The organism is Marisediminitalea lipolytica (assembly GCF_001758465.1).
In the GTDB taxonomy this organism is placed as follows: domain Bacteria; phylum Pseudomonadota; class Gammaproteobacteria; order Enterobacterales; family Alteromonadaceae; genus Alteromonas; species Alteromonas lipolytica.
On record NZ_MJIC01000002.1, the window covers coordinates 109,261 to 128,598 of the forward strand.

The 19,338-nt window shown below is 47.8% G+C and carries 16 protein-coding genes; 9 read left to right on the plus strand and 7 right to left on the minus strand.

Features of this window, described 5'->3' with window-relative positions:
- Nucleotides 1-45 precede the first annotated feature (45 nt).
- The 3 genes from BFC17_RS01290 to mdh all read right to left on the minus strand — a co-directional run bounded on the left by BFC17_RS01290 (nt 46) and on the right by mdh (nt 3,052).
- A complete protein-coding gene (locus BFC17_RS01290) occupies nt 46-936 on the minus strand; it encodes a hypothetical protein (protein ID WP_070174654.1) in 891 nt (296 codons plus the stop codon).
- Nucleotides 937-1,056: 120 nt separating this feature from the next.
- Nucleotides 1,057-1,944: a hypothetical protein gene (locus tag BFC17_RS01295; RefSeq protein WP_139141963.1), complete on the minus strand. Its 888-nt coding sequence runs from the start codon at nt 1,942-1,944 to the stop codon at nt 1,057-1,059.
- 169 nt (nt 1,945-2,113) lie between these two features.
- Nucleotides 2,114-3,052, minus strand: coding sequence for a malate dehydrogenase (gene mdh, locus BFC17_RS01300; protein ID WP_070174656.1), 939 nt, complete (start codon nt 3,050-3,052; stop codon nt 2,114-2,116).
- Between the two features lie 343 nt (nt 3,053-3,395).
- Between mdh and argR the strand changes: the two genes are divergently transcribed.
- The gene (gene argR / locus BFC17_RS01305; protein ID WP_070174657.1) at nt 3,396-3,860 is read left to right on the plus strand and encodes a transcriptional regulator ArgR; all 465 of its coding nucleotides are present in this window, start codon (nt 3,396-3,398) and stop codon (nt 3,858-3,860) included.
- Nucleotides 3,861-3,969: 109 nt separating this feature from the next.
- Here the strand turns inward: argR and BFC17_RS01310 are convergent, their stop codons facing one another.
- Nucleotides 3,970-7,179: a TonB-dependent receptor gene (locus BFC17_RS01310; RefSeq protein ID WP_070174658.1), complete on the minus strand. Its 3,210-nt coding sequence runs from the start codon at nt 7,177-7,179 to the stop codon at nt 3,970-3,972.
- A gap of 492 nt (nt 7,180-7,671) precedes the next feature.
- Between BFC17_RS01310 and BFC17_RS01315 the strand changes: the two genes are divergently transcribed.
- The 5 genes from BFC17_RS01315 (at nt 7,672) to BFC17_RS01335 (ending at nt 12,525) form a co-directional block, all read left to right on the plus strand.
- Complete coding sequence (locus tag BFC17_RS01315) at nt 7,672-8,538, plus strand: PhnD/SsuA/transferrin family substrate-binding protein (protein WP_229681056.1); 867 nt, start codon at nt 7,672-7,674, stop codon at nt 8,536-8,538.
- Nucleotides 8,525-9,493 carry a hypothetical protein gene (locus BFC17_RS01320; RefSeq protein WP_070174660.1) on the plus strand — a complete coding sequence of 323 codons (969 nt, stop codon included), beginning with the start codon at nt 8,525-8,527 and terminating at the stop codon, nt 9,491-9,493. Before BFC17_RS01315 ends, BFC17_RS01320 begins: the two co-directional genes overlap by 14 nt.
- A gap of 237 nt (nt 9,494-9,730) precedes the next feature.
- A complete protein-coding gene (gene udk, locus BFC17_RS01325; protein WP_070174661.1) occupies nt 9,731-10,354 on the plus strand; it encodes a uridine kinase in 624 nt (207 codons plus the stop codon).
- Between the two features lie 11 nt (nt 10,355-10,365).
- The gene (locus tag BFC17_RS01330; RefSeq protein WP_070174662.1) at nt 10,366-11,577 is read left to right on the plus strand and encodes a NupC/NupG family nucleoside CNT transporter; all 1,212 of its coding nucleotides are present in this window, start codon (nt 10,366-10,368) and stop codon (nt 11,575-11,577) included.
- Between the two features lie 108 nt (nt 11,578-11,685).
- Entirely contained in the window at nt 11,686-12,525 is an 840-nt protein-coding gene (locus tag BFC17_RS01335; protein ID WP_070174663.1) for an isopenicillin N synthase family dioxygenase, read from the plus strand.
- 53 nt (nt 12,526-12,578) lie between these two features.
- Here BFC17_RS01335 and BFC17_RS01340 read toward each other — a convergent pair whose 3' ends face one another.
- Both BFC17_RS01340 and BFC17_RS01345 read right to left on the minus strand, forming a co-directional pair.
- Nucleotides 12,579-13,487, minus strand: a complete 909-nt coding sequence (locus BFC17_RS01340; protein ID WP_070174664.1) for a M28 family peptidase — start codon at nt 13,485-13,487, stop codon at nt 12,579-12,581.
- Nucleotides 13,484-14,647 (minus strand): tetratricopeptide repeat protein, encoded by a 1,164-nt coding sequence (locus BFC17_RS01345; RefSeq protein WP_070174665.1) that lies wholly within the window; start codon nt 14,645-14,647, stop codon nt 13,484-13,486. The genes BFC17_RS01340 and BFC17_RS01345 overlap by 4 nt, the downstream gene beginning before the upstream one ends.
- A 171-nt stretch (nt 14,648-14,818) precedes the next feature.
- Between BFC17_RS01345 and BFC17_RS01350 the strand changes: the two genes are divergently transcribed.
- Entirely contained in the window at nt 14,819-15,586 is a 768-nt protein-coding gene (locus BFC17_RS01350) for a ParA family protein (protein ID WP_070174666.1), read from the plus strand.
- A gap of 11 nt (nt 15,587-15,597) precedes the next feature.
- On the opposite strand, the gene BFC17_RS01355 is transcribed toward BFC17_RS01350, so the two are convergent.
- Nucleotides 15,598-16,239 carry a LysE family translocator gene (locus tag BFC17_RS01355; RefSeq protein WP_070174667.1) on the minus strand — a complete coding sequence of 214 codons (642 nt, stop codon included), beginning with the start codon at nt 16,237-16,239 and terminating at the stop codon, nt 15,598-15,600.
- A 188-nt stretch (nt 16,240-16,427) separates the two neighbouring features.
- Here BFC17_RS01355 and BFC17_RS01360 point away from each other — a divergent pair, with 188 nt between their 5' ends.
- Nucleotides 16,428-18,422 (plus strand): methyl-accepting chemotaxis protein, encoded by a 1,995-nt coding sequence (locus BFC17_RS01360; RefSeq protein ID WP_070174668.1) that lies wholly within the window; start codon nt 16,428-16,430, stop codon nt 18,420-18,422.
- Between the two features lie 128 nt (nt 18,423-18,550).
- Nucleotides 18,551-19,300, plus strand: coding sequence for an alpha/beta fold hydrolase (locus BFC17_RS01365; RefSeq protein ID WP_070174669.1), 750 nt, complete (start codon nt 18,551-18,553; stop codon nt 19,298-19,300).
- Nucleotides 19,301-19,338: the final 38 nt, after the last annotated feature.

Here is a 19,338-nt window from a genome sequence, read left to right on the forward strand (position 1 = left end):
TTACCAACTCAAAAGAAACCGTGACCGCACTGCGCTCACGGTTTTTTATTGCGCGTTAGCAAGCGATTTAAGTTCGTTCAACACCATTTTGATACGTTCATAACTTGCCGGATCGGTATAATCGGTGTGGGCTTGTTCAAATTCAGGTGTGGCGTAGACCTCTTTAAGCGCAGTGTTCACCTGGTTGATAAAATCTCTGGTTTCAGGCGTATCATTACACATGACATGCCCCGCGTTGTAGCGTGTGTTACCGGCAATCGGATAACTTAAAAACTCACCGTGCTTGTCCTTATGCTGAGTTTTAAAAACGTTATAAGGCAGTGAAAGGATGTAGTCTCCCCTTGCCTTTTCCAGCATGGCAATATCTTCGGTGTACATGTCATTCCCACTACGGAAATACTTTACAGCATCGGGCAACGCGCGGATTTGCTCATCTAACAACTCACCATAGGAACGCCCCTTCAGCAGAATCAATTTACGGCCCCGGTAAAAGTCAAACAAACTGCCAAGATGAGTAATTTCACCATCAGCATTTAACAGAGTCCTGTCCACAGGCCCGGTCGCTGTATTTTGGTAAAGCTGATGCGCTAAGAAGAACTCGGTTGGCAGACTAAAAATGAATGCCTTAGCACGCTCTGCAGTTTTCAGCCTGCCAAAGGTACAAGCGGGCTTAGTCTGCTTCAATCTGGGCTCGACTTTCAACGTTGGCAGAAGGATTGGTTTAAACACTAAAGACATGTGTTTAAATAGCACCAGATGGGCATCAATAATAGGATCTAACTTGTGTTGCCGCGGGATGGACTCACTAAAGTCCCTGTTGTCGGTAATCAGGTCAATGTTGTCAGCGAGGGTCTGCGCACCTGCTGGCGGGAGTGCAATTAACACTACCAGCAAAATAGCTGTTTTTAGTGCAAATAAAGGTGACTTCTGTGTCATTTTCTTGCAGCGATAAAGTATCGAACAATAATCATCCTGAAATAAAGTTTAGCAGACATTCGCTGCCAGGCCTATTCTGCCATTTAACACTCCGTGGATCTGTCCTTTGCTTACAGCTGCTCAGAGCGCTTGTAATACCTTAAGCCCTTGTTTTAACGCTTCATGAGCTGACGGGTCGTTAAATCGCAGGTGGGCATCCAAAAAATCGGCTGAGAAGTACAACTGCCGTAGCTCCCTGTTTACTCTTTGGATGAACCGCTCGGAAGCCGGTGTGTCGTTGCACATGATATGCCCAGTTCTGATGGCGGAATTACCGGCGATGGCGTTGCTTTGAAATGTTACACCCGGATATTTAGGCGATTCCCTCTTAATATCGTAAGGGTAGGCCAGAATATATTCGCCGCGCCCTTTCACCAGCATTTTAATGTCGCTGTCGAACTGGTGACTTCCCCACCGATAATACTTAGCGGATTCTGGTAGTGCAGCAATTTCGCCATCCAGAAACGAGCCGTAAGAGCGGTCTTTTAATAACATCAGTTTGCGCTGAGGAAAGGTGTTAAACAAAGCCTGCAGACTCGCCAGCTCGCCGCCTGGGTTAAGTAACTCAGCAGGTATTGCCGGCGTATTGGTGGTTTGATAGAGGCGATGTGCAAGTAAAAAATCCGTGGGCAGACTAAATCGGTACAAAGCTTCCCGCGCCGGATTTTTAATCATCAGAAAAGTACAGACAGGTTCCTTGCCTTGTAAAATAGTCTCAAAGCGAGAGGTTACGGTAAGCTCCGCCCTGGGGAAAAAATTCATTTGCTTGAACAGCGCCAGATAGGCGGCATTCATAGAACTTTCAGGCGCTTCCTGTTTATTTATTACCTCCAGCAGATACGGACTATGGGTAATAAATTTTATCTGACTGAAAGATTCGGACTCAGCGAGTGACTTAACCGACACGAATAACCAACTGCACAGCCAAAAAGTTAGCGTTTGATTGATAATACGGCGTTGAGTCATCACTAGGTTACCTTAATTACTGCCGGGATGAACAACCAGTGTTGTCTATTTTTTAGCTTATGGCAATCCGATGAGTCAGCTATTTTTTGTGCAAAGCGGGTTGGCAGGCATAAAAAAACCGGCTTAATTATTACAAATTAAGCCGGCTTATTTTATTTCAGTAACAGCAAAATTAGCCGTTTACGAAGTCAACACCCAGTTTGATGTCGCCACGCAGGCCTTCCAGCATGTCGTCTTTCGCTTTTTGTTCAAAAGCGCTCAGTTCGCCGTAAGGCAGGATTTCTTCAACACCGTTCGGACCTAAACGTACAGGGTGAGAGAAGAATGCAGCGTCGTCGCTGTCGTCAGTTTGTACGTAGGTGTACTCAACAACGTTGTCGCCTTGCATTGCAGCAACCAGAGACAGACAGAAACGCGCAGCAGCCTGACCCATAGACAGTGTAGCAGAACCGCCACCCGCCTTGGCTTCAACTACTTCGGTACCTGCGTTTTGGATACGGGTAGTCAGTGACGCAATTTCGTCGTCAGAGAATTCTACACCTTCAACCTGAGACAGCAGAGGCAGAATAGTTGTACCAGAGTGACCACCGATAACAGGAACGTGAGTCGCTGCTGGATCCAGACCTTTCAGGTCAGCAACAAAAGTTTCTGCACGGATAACGTCAAGCGTGGTTACACCGAACAGTTTGTTCTTGTCGTAAACACCTTTTGCTTTCAGCGTTTCTGCTGCGATAGCAACGGTAGTGTTTACCGGGTTAGTGATGATACAGGTACAAGCAGAAGGACAGTTATCAGCAATGCCTTCAACCAGTGCTTTAACGATACCAGCGTTGATGTTAAACAGGTCTGAACGATCCATACCAGGCTTACGAGGAACACCTGCTGGAATTAATACAACGTCACAACCAGTTAAAGCACCTGCCAGGTCGTCTTTACCGTGACCGGTAACCTTAACTGCAGTGGGGATGTGGCTTAAATCAACAGCAACACCAGGAACAACTGGCGCAACATCATACAAAGCTAACTCAGAACCTGCTGGCAGTTGTGTTTTTAACAACAGTGACAGCGCCTGACCAATACCACCGGCAGCACCTAACACGGCTACTTTCATACCATTTCTCCTCATGGAAAGAATCACGTTTAATAACGGGCAAACACACTAAAGTAAGTCAGCCTAAAACTCAATCACCTATTAGTCTTATGAAGGATGAACGGGCGATTTATCGAGTTATATTCAACATAAGTGCATACTTATGCATTTATGTTGTTTTTTCATGCAAATCAGGGCACAATAGCTGGTTTTCATACAGCTAGGGTAAGGTTTTTGCAACCGGCCCTTAACCTTTCGCGGGATAGAGTATACACCAAGCCGACAAGTTAGCCGAATCGATTAACGATGAATGCATAAGCTTGGTGGCAAAAATCAATAATATGAATATGGCGTCAGGACACTAATGGCAAATCAGAAGCAGGAAGAGCTCATTCGGGCTTTTAAAGATATTCTTAAGGCTGAAAGTTACGGTTCACAGGGCGAAATTGTTGATGGCTTAAAAAATCAGGGCTTTAACAATATCAGCCAAAGTAAAATATCCCGCATGCTCAGTAAGTTTGGGGCAGTTCGAACCCGCAATGCCCGCGGTGATATGGTTTACTGTTTACCACCGGAACTAGGTATGCCAACGGCAAAAAGCCCGCTTAAGCAACTGGTGCTGGATATCGTGCACAACAATGTGATGGTGATTATTCGAACCAGCCCTGGTGCGGCACAATTAATTGCCCGCTTGTTAGATTCATTGAGTAAAAAAGATGGCGTACTTGGCACCATTGCCGGTGATGACACTATTTTTATTGCGCCGGCCGATGTCACCAAAATTGAAAACCTACGCCAACGTGTTGAGGACCTGTTCGACAACGTATAGCTTTAAGCAGGCGCCTGGCGCTGCAATCTTTCGCCTTCAGGCTCATTTACAGGTAAAAAAAAACCACCCTTGCGGGTGGTTTTTGTTTTTAAGTATAAAGACTTAACTATTAGAAGTCGTACTTAACACCGAACTGAACCTGCCATACTGACTGAGACAGTACTTCTAGGTTCTCGATACGGCTTGGGCTTCTCAGGTCGAAGTATTCGTACTGACCGTCAACAATTTGAGCCGATACAACTGCACGCTCATACTCGTAACGGGTACGCTCAATACGACCCCAGTCGTCGTTTAACAGGTTACCGAAGTTCTCGATATCGAAGAACACAGTCAGCTTATGCTCTGGCATAAACGCTGGCAGTTCTTGTTGAATACGAACGTCGATGATCGTTGACCAACGAGAGTTGTCGCCGTTACGTGGGGCAATGCCACCCGCGTAGCCAGCTAACTCAGAGTTAGCGATGTAATCCATAAACTCTTGTTGCGCGGCAAGGTCACCACCAAATGAGCTGGCTGCGAACAATGGATCGTCCAGACCAGATGGTACATACAACAGGTGACCGGCATCATCGTTACGGCTCTCACGAGCACAACGACCACCACCAACATCTAGCACACACGCGTTGTTTTCGTTAAAGGTGTAGCTGTAAGGCTGACCAGAACGACGAGTCGCAAATACCGATACCTTGGTTTGATAACCGTCGATCAGCTCTTTGCTCCAGTTAAAGCGCATTTTCCACAGGTGCTCGGTCTGGAAGTTTGACGTACCAGCGCGAGGCTTCTGACGGTCATAGGCCGCGAAGTCAGAGTAGTTAGACGTAGCTGTAGAAGACGTACCGTAACCAACATCTTCAACATCTGCGTAAGTGTAGCTGGTGAAGAAATCAAAGGTACCGTATGCTGTATCCCACTCGTTAGTGGCAGACACTGCATAAAGCATTGAGTCGCCATCATCAACTGAACCTACAACCAGTGCTTCCGGACCATTGCTACAGTCGTAGACACCGCGACCGTCTGGTGCTGTATCCACTGGGTTCTCACAGCGTTGGTCGTACCAGTACGTGGCATTTTCAAGCTTGTTGTACAATACGTCAGCAGAGAATACCCAGCCTTCAAGCGCATCAATCTGCGGCTCGTGTGCAACACCTAAGCTTACTTTAGTGGTTACCGGGATTTCGAAGTCAGGACGCAGTGCGTTAACTGAACCATCCGGAGCGGTATTAGCCAGGGCATCCAGCACGTCTTGTGGGATGTACTGACCAGTCGCCGCATCTGGCGTAGTTGGAACCTGGTAAGTCATACCAGAACCAAAATCCTGGTAGTCATCAGAGATAACACCGTCATTAGAATAGCTGTTTGAAATCCAAACGCTTGGTGCACCACCAGAGAAGCGACCGATACCACCACGTACAGTAGTGTAATCACCCGCGAACCATTCGAATGAGATACGAGGCAGAACCACGTCCAGGCCGTCGATGTCGGTAGTGTTGGTGAAACCGTAACGGTCGATAAAGTTTTGGTTCTCACGGATTTCGCCGCTTGACTCATACCAGTCATAACGCAGACCAAAATCAACGGTCAGGTCAGCAGAAGCTGCCCATGAATCCTGAATGTAAACAGAGTTAGATGCATAACCCCAGATTGCACGCAGATCATCTTCGTTGTTAGTCACAGCGTTGTTGTACAGCAATGCAGAGGCCTGAGCGTTTTGCAGGTCTTCCAGGCTGTCGAACAAGTATGAACCTTCAGAGTTTTGCGAGAACTGGTTGTTCACATCTACATCTTCGCGCTCAAAACCCGCTTTGATGATGTGATCATCCATTGAGTAAATAGCAACGGCTTTAATTTGCAGGAAGTCCTGGTCAAGCGAGTTACCGTGACGATAGCGGTCAGGACCGATTGTCAGGTAGTTCTCTTCACCGTCTACTTCGCGCAGGAATACGGCAAAGTTAGGGAACTCAGCGCCGTTTAATGAATCCTGACCCGTCGCCTGAGTGGTGCTGGCAATTTTTAACTGAGTCGAGAAATTCGCGGTCCAGTCTGAGAACAGGTGACCGATGAAGCTTTCGATTTTTTCCGAACGGTCATACCACGCAGAAGAAGCGCCAAGGATGTTGTCAGAAGCCAGGAAGTTATTACCGTTCTGTTCATTAATTGAGTTACCTTCGGTTCTCATGTAAGTGAACTTTGCACGGTGATCGTCGTTGATGTTCCAGTCGATGTTCGCCAGAACTTTCTCGTCTTCTTCAGGACCCTTGTTAAAGTCACCGATATCGAAGCCCCAAACGTTAGAAACGATTTCGCCAACCGCAGCAACGTCATCCATAGAAATGTCTGGCTCTTCGTTCAGCGCGCCAGAACCGGTAGGGCCGTTACGCAGAGGAGCAACCGCTTCAAACTTGTCGTATGCAACAAAGAAAAACAATTTGTCTTTGATGATTGGACCGCCTAATGTGGCTACGAAAGTTTCTTCTTCAAAGATGAAGTCGAATTCGTCATCGCCATTCTGGTCGCCGATCATTGAGTCGTCAGTGTAGTAGTAACCTACAGAGCCGTGGAATTCGTTAGTACCAGACTTGGTTACCGCGTTGATAGTACCACCGGTGAAGCCATTGTATTCAACGTCAAACGGTGCAGTCTGAATAGACAGTGATTCAATCGCATCGTAAGAAATAGGTGAACGTTGAGTAGGATAACCGTTTGCGTTCAGACCAAAACGGTCGTTTAACGCAACACCATCAACAGTCAGTGAGTTAAAACGACTGTTTGCACCAGCGATTGACAGCTCTTTAGCACCACCGCTTTGCACGTTAACCGATGCAAACGGGTCAAGCTGAGCCGCATCAGTAATGTCACGGTCGATTGACGTAACTTCGCTTAACGCTTCCAGGCCAAGACTTGTGCTCAGGCCTTCGTTTGAGTAACCCGCAGCAGCGCGAGTACCCGTTACTACTATAACTTCTGAACTTTCTGAAGTTTCTACAGTCACAGGAAGAGAGAAGGTTTGGTCAAGAGAGAGATAAACGTTATCTACCTGAGTAGTAATAAAGCCATCGCCTTTAATGGTAATCGTGTATGGACCACCAACACGCAAACCACGCGCTGAGAACGAACCGTTAGAGGAAGTTGTTGCTGTTGACACAGTACCTGATGGTTCGTGCTTGATGGTAACAGTAGCGCCAGAGAAGTTGGCACCGGCTTCGCTAACAACACTACCACGGATCGACGATGTCGTTTCCTGTGCTATAGCTGCTGTAGATAAACCTACAGACATCGCTACCGCGAGGGCAATGCGATTAAACTTAGATTTTTTCATCATTAGTGTGTTTCCCATTTATATTCATTAGGCGTTTGTCTCACCCCCGTAAACAAGAGTTAATACAGCAACCGTTTGCTTCCGGCAGTAAAATCAATTTGGTTCGGCCACCTTGCCGTTTTATCGGTGACATTCCATTTTTCTGCAACAGCGTAAATCGGGCCGAGATTGTTCATTATTATTGTTGCAGCAATATGACAAATTCGTTTGGGTTGACCCTCATTAATGAGTTGACAACACTTATTATTTTTATAATTTCCTGAACGAACGGTCAGCATTTCACCGCGCTTATGCGAACTCTCGGCCCAGCTCACAAGCCCGGGTATATTCTTCGCACAACTACAATGAATAAACAGCGTTTAAGCAAATTCAAAGTTACTTGATGAATAAACCTGTTTTTCAGCAACTTACAACATCAAAATAAACTTACTTATTGCATTAAATAAGTTTAACTGTTCAAATTGGGTAATTAAATAAAACTAACTCTACACAATTTTGCATCGAATACGACTGAACCCAGTAACCAAATGGCTTTTTGTCGCTGCTATTTTTGTTTTTAGCGGCGTGCTGGGCTTTGTGCAAAACTTTGCCGAAATCGATGAAATTTCGCCGCAAACAACCAGTCAGTTAAGTTGTCCTTCATCGTTATCAGCTAATCGTAATATCTTTACTGTATATTTAACCGAGCAATCCATTGCCGAAAGAGCGTTACCGTTATTGTGTGAAAACGGCGTTGTTAAACGCCAGTTTGGCAATGTAAAAATTATCATAGGCCGCAATGACTTCGACACGTTCCGCTTCATCAATCACGGTGTACCGGAATTATCACTGGTAAAAAGCAACGTGGTTGATGCCTTTGGCGCAGATCGTATTTATCACTACGACAGTATTGCCGCCCATCCTGACTACGGCGCTTACTTTATTGCACTAAGGGAAAAACCCGCATTAAGTAAAGAATACTTACTGGGCAAGCGAATCGGTATTCTCGATTACCCCAGCAGTCGCTCAGGACATATTGTGCCCAAGACAGTATTACAAAGGTTAGGGCTCAACGACTCAAACATCAAGCTATTCTATTACAATTCGCATCAGGAGATGCGCAGAGCCCTGATGGCAGGCGAAGTCGACATTATCTCCAGCTACTGGGGCAAGGCAGACGAACAGGTGTTATCCAAAAACTACATTACCTCCCTGGAAGACAGCGTACCGGGTATGCGCTGGTATTTGAAAATGCAGGATAACAACACCGACTTACGTTGTGCAGTACAACAGGTTATCGCCCAGGTTGCCAATAATCATCCCCGAAAATATTACCGCGATGTGGTTATGTTCAACGAGTGTACGTCAAATGAAAACGTATGATATCACCCCCAATGACTGGCTAAAGGGCTTAATCGTTGTGCTCGTACTTTTTACAGTGTTTCAAACCGGAGCCCTTATAGGGCAAGGAAGTGCTGGCCTGTACACCGACCACGAAACAATCGATCAAATACGTTCACGGATCAGTCTCGATCTGCAGTTTTTGGATGTGGGTAATCACACTCTGAAAACCCCGCCAAATCACGAAACACTGAGACACTATATATCCCGAATCAATACCATACTGAGTGATAAAAATACCGGTGTAAAATTACTGGCGATTCAATCTGTGACCGCAGACTCCCAGGCGCTTAATGAGAACGAGCGCATTATTAAGTTTACGCTTCATAATTCAGAGCAGTCCGTCAATGTTCAATTAGCTGCTGTACCCATCTACCAGTTTTTTGCTTTAAGCCCGCTAGCTCTGGTTGCCTCCTTGCTGATTGCCCCTTTGTTTGTTAAAGCAAAGCTAAATCCAAGAGTAACCAAGACTCCACCATCACCGGTCGTAATTCCGGAAATTAAGGTTACACCCAAACTCACCATTAACCTTACCGAGAAAACCATCGGTAATGGTGTTAATGACGTTACCGTGCAATTGCAGAACAAACCGTTATGCTTTTACACCGCTCTGCTGCATTACTGCATTGAAAATCCCGATGCGGCACTGATGCATCATAAGGATATCCCACCAGAGCTGACAAATCTGGCCACTAAAGTGTTTACTCGCTTGATGGAGCTGGGTCATACCAAACGCAAACGTCCGGATTTCAACGCTAACCTCGATAAAACCCTTAGCGAAATTCGCGCCGCGCTCGAGGAAGTCTTTGTCGGTTTCAGTGACGAAAAGATTCGCTACTATCCGCCCCGCGCACAGGGTGAGGGCTCCCGTTCCAAGCAACATTCCTATGCCTTACCGGTTCTCAGTCACGACGATGTCGTGATAATCGGCGAATAATCGCAGAAAGCGCACTTTACACGCTCATTCAGTGCTGTTTGAGAGATAGTTTGCAAGGCGCGAAAACAATGGTAACCTGAATGAATGGTCAGCATTATAATGCGAAGACTATCCATTTGCCGGCGTGTTCAATCATGTCCGAGAGGCGCAATCTGATATAAAGCCCCCCGACTGTGTAGGCCCAATCCACACGGTGCATTTGCATAGCTTTGCTATAACTAGAATACGTTTTCCACTATGCAAAAACCCCTGATTATCGCTATTTCCGGCGCTTCCGGCTCGGGTAAATCCCTTTTCACCGAGAACCTGATTAACGCGTTTTCGGAACAAGGCAGACCCGTTCAGATCCTGCGTGAAGATCACTATTATCGCGCCCAGGATCATCTGCCCATGGAAGCCCGGGAAAAAAACAACTACGATCATCCCAACGCTTTCGAACACGAATTATTAAAAGCTCACCTGGGTGCACTGCGTAATGGCGAGCCCATTGATTATCCGCATTATTGCTTTAAAACCCACACTCGCCTGCCCAAGACAGAGCGATTACAACCCGCTCCCGTGGTCATTCTGGAAGGCATTATGTTGCTGGCCCGGGTGGAGCTACTGCCGTTGTATGATGTAAAAATCTTTATCGACACGCCGCTGGATATTTGCCTGATGCGCCGCATGATGCGGGATGTCAGGGATCGGGGACGGACCATGGAGTCGGTTGCCAAGCAATACGAACAAACCGTTAAGCCCATGTACCATCAGTTTATTGAACCCAGTCGGTTTACTGCTGATGTTGTAGTAACCCAGGGCGGCAAAAATCAAATCGCGCTGGACGTTATCAAATCTCACATACAACAATTTATTAAGTAAAGGATTACCCCATGATAAGTTTACTGGGCGTTGCCCTGCTGTTAGCTATTGCACTGGCGTTGTCGAGCGATCGACGTTCTATTAACTGGCGTACCGTGGGTGGTGCCTTTGCCATTCAGGCAGTTATTGGCGGCTTTATCCTGTATTCGGATCTTGGCATTAAGCTGCTGCTAAAAACCACCGAATTTGTGCAGAATATCATTGATTACAGCCAGGACGGGATTAACTTTGTATTTGGTCCAATTGGTGACAAATCCCTTGGTTTTATATTTGCTTTCAACGTGTTACCGGTAATCATTTTCTTTTCTTCACTGATTGCCGTGCTTTATCACCTGAAAGTAATGAACATCATTATCCGCTTAATTGGCGGACTATTGGAAAAAGCCCTTAAAACCAGTCGTCCGGAGTCTATGTCTGCAGCTGCCAATATCTTTGTTGGCCAGACCGAAGCGCCTTTAGTGGTCCGCCCGTTTATTCCTAACATGACCCGTTCTGAGTTATTTGCCATTATGGTTGGCGGCTTAGCCTCAATAGCAGGTTCGGTTATGGCCGGTTACGCCGGCATGGGCGTTGAGCTTAAGTATTTGCTGGCGGCCAGCTTTATGGCCGCGCCAGGCGGTTTGTTAATGGCTAAAATTATGCTGCCGGAAACCGCCAAACCGCACAATGAACTGAATAAAAGCGAAGAAGAAAAAACACACTACGCTAACGTGTTTGACGCGGCAGCAAGCGGTGCAGCATCGGGCTTACAGCTGGCGCTTAATGTAGGCGCTATGTTGTTGGCATTTGTGGCGTTGATTGCCATGTTAAACGGCATTATTAGTTGGGCCGGTGGATTGTTTGGTCTGGAAAACCTCACCATCCAGCAAATCCTTGGCTTCCTGCTGCAACCACTGGCCTGGGCGCTTGGTGTGCCCTGGTCTGAAGCACAAATTGCCGGAAGTTTTATTGGCCAGAAAATCGTGGTTAACGAGTTTATTGCTTATCTTGATTTTATTGCCGCCAAACCAGAGCTTTCCACACTGAGTCAGGCAATTATCACGTTTGCCCTTTGCGGTTTTGCTAATTTGTCATCCATCGCCATTCTTATGGGTGGTATTGGAGCCATGGCGCCCACTCGTCGCAAAGAAATAGCACAATTAGGACTGAAGGCCGTTTTTGCTGCCACCTTATCTAATCTGATGAGTGCCGCACTGGCAGGCTTTTACCTCTCACTCGGCTGATTTCTGCGGGCTGTAACCTTCCGGCTTGATGTGCATCAACGCCAGGGAGTTGCAGCCCCTTAAAGCCACCTTATAATTGACAAAAAAACAGAACGACAGGAACCCTCAATGAATTTAGTTGCCGTTGATTATCAGGCAGACAACGCTGCCGAGTTATTTGCCAAATCACTGCACGAAACCGGCTTTGGTGTACTGAAAAATCACCCTATTCAGAAACAGCTGGTCGAAGATATTTACCAGACCTGGCAGGCTTTTTTCGACAGCGAAGAAAAATTTGATTACGCCTACAACAAAGACACCCAGGACGGCTATTTTTCCAAGTCGGTATCCGAAGTGGCCAAAGGCTTTAAGAAAAAAGACATTAAGGAATACTTTCACTACTACCCCTGGGGAATGTGTCCCCCAGCGCTCAAAGCACAGCTGGCCGACTATTATACCAAAGCCACCGGCCTGGCTGCCGAACTGCTAAGCTGGGTGGAAGAAAACGCGCCAGAAGAAGTGAAAGCGAACTTTAATGAGCCACTACCACAAATGATTAACGGTAGTGAGCAAACCCTGTTACGCGTTCTGCATTACCCGCCACTGGATGGTAATGAAGAACCCGATGCGATCCGTGCGGCAGCCCATGGCGACATTAACCTGTTAACCGTATTACCTGCCGCCAACGAACCCGGCTTGCAGGTTCAACGTAAGGACGGTTCCTGGATGGACGTGCCCTGCGATTTTGGTACGCTGATTGTCAACATCGGTGATATGTTGCAGGAGGCCAGTGGTGGCTATTATCCGTCAACCATCCACCGGGTAATCAATCCTGACGGCGCTGATATGACCAAATCCCGTATTTCATTACCGCTGTTTTTGCATCCCCGTCCGGATGTAAAACTGTCCGAACGCTATACTGCTGAGTCTTACCTGCAAGAACGTCTGCGCGAACTTGGCGTTATCTAAGCAAGGTATTGAATTATCATAACAAAGCGGAGGTAAATCTCCGCTTTGTTGTTTTAATGTTGTGCGCATAACGCATCTAATTGCTGTAAATACTGCCAGGCTATATCCACCGTTTTAGCGTAAAACTCCCGATCGATACGCGAGACAGTATCCCGCGGGGTGTGATAATAATTATGCCGACCCACACCTAAAAATAAAAAGGGAATACCCTGCTCGGCAAACGCCGCGTGATCGCTGACTTTACGCCTGTCCGATAAGTTCGGAAACCGTCCTACCCGGCGCCTTTCATCGGTTGCTATCATTGGCATATTGCTGGCAATTTCAATGTCTTCAATCAAACGATTAAATCGTGGATGGCTAAGGTTACCGCTCACCAGAACTTCTTCACGACCACCAGGTTGGGAGAGCATATCGAGATTCAGATTGACAAAAATGGTGTCGGACTCAAGTAGCCCGGCCTTTACAAACGCCCGCGCGCCCAACAGCCCGTGCTCCTCGGCGTCAGGTGCTAAAAAAACCTGGTGGCATTGCCGCGACTGCGCCTGACTTTGCGCAGCAAGGTACAGCATGGCGGCCACGCCACTGGCATTATCATCAGCGCCGTTAAAAATTCGTCTTCCCTTGCGGCCTATATGGTCGTAGTGAGCACTTACCACAATATAGCGCTCAATTTTTCCGTCCAGCTTACCCACAATATTGGTCCCGTTAATTTGCTTACCTTTATTCTCAGCGCTAAAGGGGTGAGTAAAACTATCCAGCGAGTGAAGCGGCAATAGCCCAATTTCTTTGTAACGACTGATAATGTATTGCCGACTAAGCGCAGAGCCATTGCTGCCCGCAGCCCGGCCTTCCATGCTGTCATCGGCGAGCACTGTAACATCTCTCATCCACACCGGCTCGGAGGCATACCCTAATACCGGTGCCAACAACAAAAAAATAGCGACAATCCGGCCAAGTTTCATTTCGTTTGCTCCTCAACATAATCATTTAATACCAATAGTTTGGCTTCGTACCGCTGGCGATCCACATGCTGTTCGGCGTTACTCAGGGCGCGCTGCAGCAGAGCCTGTGCATCGTCTTTATGGCCGACAGCCAGCGCAGTCTTACTCATGGCAAAGAGCACCAGGTGATTACTCCTGTCGAGGCGATAGGCTTTGCGGTAATAACTTTTCGCCAGTGCAATCTGGCCTTTATCAAAGGCTTCATCGCCCAGATTTAAATGGTAATAAGGGTTACTCTGGCGCAGTTGGTAAACTTCACTGGCGAGTTTTTCAGCCTGTTCTGGTCGGCCGGTGAGGCGATAAAGAATAGCTAGGTTTTCTCTGACCGTAAGATTCTCCGGCTCCAGGGCCAGTACTTTTTGATAGGCTTCTTCGGCGTATTGATGGTGCCCGGCTAAACGATAGAGTACGCCCAGGTTAAGCCACGCCGCTGTCAGTGTATCGTCCTGCTGCAACGCCGCCTGTAAATAACGAAACGCCACCGGAAAAACCCGGTTAACCAGAGCATCCGATGCTTTATTGTTGTAGTACATGGCCAGAGCCCGGCGCACAGAAATGGGCTGAGCCTTAAATTGCAGCGCCCTCATTCGCGCGTCGAAGTCTACCAGCCGGGACGATTTCCAGTTGCCCTGAAAGTCGGTTAGCCGCACATTTACATGGCCGTTTAACAGGCTGAAGCCTTGCTTTCGGGTCCAGTATTCGGGTATTTCGACTTCCTGTAGCGTTGCTTTGAGGCCAAGTTCACGCGCAAGCGCATAGGTCATCAGCGTTAAGGACAAACAGTTAGCCTGACGACTGGTAAAGGTCTCAGACACCGTGGAATTAGCATGGCTGTAGTACCGAACATCCAGCTGTTGTTTGGCAAACATGCTTTCTATTAATTCATCCAGTACAGAGTTCTGCTTGCGTGTTGCATCCAGCGTAATGTGACTAAGATAACGCTTAGCCGCTGTGGGCAAACGCAGGATTTCATCAACAGGTTCGACTTTGATGGCGTTTGCTGTGGGAAAACCCGCCATATAGACGGGAAAACCGCCTTCGTGTCTTACAGACTCAGAGCTGGCACAGCCGCCGATAAGCAGCACACCGCTCAATACGACAATCAATACCAGAACTTTCATAGGCGACTCCAGGTGCCAGCTTCTGGTTATAATGTAGCACAAACAGTCAAAATTAACATTTTAATAACATTATATTCCGTTACTTTTTGACGAGGATAACTTATGCTGAAGTGTCGATAATTTATACTAATCGTTACCTTCTACCGGCAGCAGGTAAATACAAGGAGTCACATGAAACGCGTGGTGTTCAATCAAAAAGGTGGGGTGGGAAAATCAACAATCAGTACCAATCTGGCAGCTGAAAGTGCCTTAAGGGGATACAAAACCCTGTTGGTTGACCTCGATGCTCAGGGCAATAGCACCCATTATGCCGGCATAGACATCAACGAAGACACACTCACTGTGGCAGATATGTTTAAACAAATTGTTGGCTGGTTCTCCAAACCACAGCCGCCAACGGCCTTTGTTCAGCAAACCGCCTTTGAAAACCTGTATGTGCTGCCCGCCGATCCGACTCTGGCTACCATAGAGCGGGAGCTGGAATCCCGCTATAAAATGTTTAAATTGCGTGAAACGCTGGAGGCACTAAGCGAAGAATTTGAACGCATTTACATTGATACACCGCCCAACTTTAATTTTTATTCCAAAGCAGCGCTGATTGCGGCCGATGAATTTTTAGTGCCCTTTGATTGCGATCATTTTTCTGCCCAGGCTATCGAGCGATTATTAGAAAATGTGATGGAAATCAAAGAGGATCATAATCAGGATTTGACTCTGTCGGGCGTGGTTATCAACCAGTATAATGCCCAGGCAAAACTGCCTTCGACCCTGATTGGTGAACTGCAGGAAAAAGGATTGCCATTGTTTGAAACACGTTTGAGCAGTTCTGTTAAGGTAAAAGAGTCACACTCTCACCGCACACCGCTGCCATTTTTAATGCCCAGCCACAAAGTGACCAAACAGATTGCGGCACTGCTGGACGAAGTAGAACAGCGCTAGGCGCACATCACTCAAAACGCGGTTGTCTGGCCTAAATCAAACAACAGCGTGGCGCCAAGCCCAAGAAAAATCAGTCCCACGAGCTGTTCCTGGCGAACAGCAACCCGTGGGCTTTTGGCCATCCATCGCCCAAGCTGATGCGATAACTGCACCACCAGTAAGTCGCAGCACAAGGCAATACCACTAAACAGTAAGCCCAGCACCAGCAGGTCATTAACCAGCATGTCTCCCGTCGCGTGGGTAAACTGGGGTAAAAAGGCAATAAAGAATAATGCGGTTTTAGGGTTACTCAGTTCCACCAGCAGGCTTCTGGAAACGATTTGGCGAGTAGTCGCCTGCACAGGCTTGCGCAGATGTGGCGCAGTGGCAAATCGCAGCGCATTCACTCCCAGGTAAATCAGGTAAAGCGCGCCCAGCACTTTAATCAGCGTAAAGATAACCGGCACGTAAAGTATCAGCGCAGCAAGTCCGAAGGCTGTAGCAATTGCGTAACTGGAGGAGCCTATTGCCATTCCCAGCGCTGCGGCAGTGCCACCGCTACGCCCGGAACCCAGGGTACAGGCGAGGATATACAGATTCGATGGGCCTGGTGACAAGCTGATAATCAACGTAGCAAAAACAAAAGCCAGCAGGGTATCGGGAGTTAAGGTCATGAATCAGATTACTTTCTTATTAGTAACAATGCGGCCGGCTGGCGTTGTTATGGTTGCAACACAAATATAACAATTACTGTTCAACCATGCGGCAAAAATCCACAGCGTTACTATACTCTAGGTTCGGTCCCGAATAAATATCAGTACTTCTGAGTCAGGCAGTCCAGATACGCAACCAAGAGTAAACTATGAATGGATTAGCACGCTTATCGATCGTCAGGCTGACACTGTTGAGCATTGGGCTTATTAGCGGGTTAATGCTGGTGATGACTGGTCTCAGTCTTAACCAAAAATTAAACCAACTCAATCAGGCTGAGCTTGAGTCCCGACTGGTAGAGCTGGTTGATGCAGTAGAGAAAATTGCCCATCACCATGCCGTAGAAAGAGGGCTGACCGCAGGCTTTCTTGGCTCCGGTAGTGAAGAAGCCAAGGCCCGGGTGGATACGCAACGGCAAAAAGCGGATGCTGCCGTGCAAAATCTCAAACAAGTAGCCAGCCAGCCCTGGCCGGCATCAGTGGATATATCACGTACCTTAACAATACTTTTTGCAGAGTTAGAAAAGAAAAGCACCATTCGTCAGCAGGTTAACCAGCGCCAGGGAGCAAATGCGTTTGGTTATTACAGCCAGCTTAACCAGACAGCGCTGGATACTGCCAGTAACCTGCTGTTAAACATTGCTAACGGTGAAGTAAGTAACAAGGTTGCTCAGGCACTAACCTATGCCCAGCTGAAGGAACGACTTGGCCAGCTGCGCGGCAAAATCAATGGCATCCTCGCAAAAGGCGCTATTTCGCCGATTCAGGCCACAGAGCTCATCAACTACAACAACAGTATCGCTTATCTGACTACCTTGCAAAGTCACGCACTAAACGAACCGGAGCTTACCGCGTTTAATCAGGTGGCTAACTCCTCACAGAACGCTTTTATGCAGGAAGTCTATCAGGCGTTAATATCGGGTTTGCCGACCAGATCGCCCGATTTTTCCCAACTTCCCAAAGCTACGGCCTGGTTTGCTGAGGCAACCGCTCAGATTGGCCTGGTAAAAAAATTACTCGATAGCACCTGGCAAGCCGTGCAACAGCAGGCAGAACAACGCTACAGCTCAGAGCAGAGCGGCATTTTCCTGCTTGCCACGTTAACCCTGATAGTGATTGTGCTGGCGCTACTGTTAGTAACCGGGTTAATACGCTCCCTGAATACGCAGTTAACTACCCTCAAGGTTAAACTCAACAATATTGCCAGTGAGGGCGACCTGACTATCGACGTAAGACTAAACAGCAACAATGAGCTGGGGGTAATTGCCAACGCGGTTAACCAAACTTTTGGCGCTATCCGTGACTTAATTACCGGTCTGGCTAAGTCAGTGAGTACCAGTACTACCTTAGGCAACAGTGTTGCCGCTTCTGCCGACAGTATTCACAGCGAGTCAGAGCAAACCCAGCAGCGCGCTATCAGTATCGCCACCGCCATTGAACAAATGACTCAAACCAGTAAAGAAATTGCCCATTCTGCGATTACGGTGCTGGAATCAAGCCAATCCCTCGACAAACTTGCCGATGATGCTTCCCAGGCTAATAATGCGATTAAAGCGTCCATTGAAAGCCTGTCTGTGCAGATGCAGGAAGTAGAACAAAGCGCGAAGACCATGGGCGAACACCTGACTGAAATCAGCGGCATACTGGATACCATCAATACGCTGTCCGATCAGACCAACTTACTCGCACTCAACGCGGCCATTGAAGCGGCCCGCGCCGGAGAACATGGCCGTGGTTTTGCCGTGGTCGCCGATGAAGTTCGGCAACTGGCCACCGCCAGCCGTGGTTCTTCCGATAAGATATCGTCATTACTGGATACCCTGGCTCAGGTGAGCGGCAAAGTGATCAATGGCGTTAGCATCAGTGCTGATGCCGCGCGGGAATCCCTTAACCTGACCCTTAACGGCGAGCAAACGGCCAGAACAGTGAGAGACAGTGCCGCAACGGTAGAGATACAGGCTAACACCATGTCAGCGGCAGCAGAGCAGCAATCCGTAACTTCCGAGCAAATAGCCCGGGATGTGGTTTCGGTTCAGGACGCAGCCACCCATCAGGTCAGTATCGCCGATGACCTGAAAGCCCTGACCTCCGATTTGCAAACTAACAATACCCTGTTAGAACGCACTATGGGCAACTTTAAGTACTAACAAACAGCCCATCACCGCTTACCCATGGCAAAAGGCCTTGCTATGGGTAACCTTTTTTCAGACCTTTGACCCCGCTTTGACCCCACTCCTCATAACATAAGGTTTTTACACTCACTGTAAGGCTTGTTATGCACTCTTTAACGAAACTGCTTGTGTTAATTTTACTGATTTTCAGCGCCCGCCCCGTTTATGCTACGGTGCTAATCTTCGAGGCAGGTTTTGGCCAGGATGAAACCACCTGGCAACCGTTGTTGAAGGCGCTTCCGGATACCTATAAGGTGGTCACCTATACCCGGCAAAGCATTGCGGATCCCGCGGCCAAGCCAACCTCTATCGCTCAGGACGTCAGCCATCTGCTCAAGAAAGTCAAACAGTATCAGGGCGAGGAGATCCTGTTGGTCGGCCATTCCTACGGCGGACTGGTTGTCGCCGAAGCCGCACTGCTGGCACCAGAGCTAATTGATGGTGTGATTTTGCTGGAGCCTACGGTACGCAGCCAGCGTAAACAGTTTCAGGCTATCGACCGGGCCAGAATTGCCGCTGATGACGCGTTACTTAAAAAGTATATCCCGCCCCGCTTAGCCCCGCAGCTTGAACTGCTGATGCAACAGCTGGATGACTCAGCTATCGACAGCTATCCGCTGCCCGTTCAGCTGCCAGTAGTACTAGTAACATCGACCCGGGTAGAACCCGAACCGCTATTTTTTGAGGAAACCGCGGCAGGAAAACAACAATGGCTGGCTTTGCATCAGGCACTGATAGCCAATTCAGAAGAGGCGCTGCATATTCGCTCCCGGCATTTTGGCCACAACCCGCATATTGAGGCCCCCGCGATGGTCGCCGCTACTATTTTACAGCTGATTGAACAACTTCACTAACAACACGTTTATCAGCCTTACAAAAACAAAACCCACTT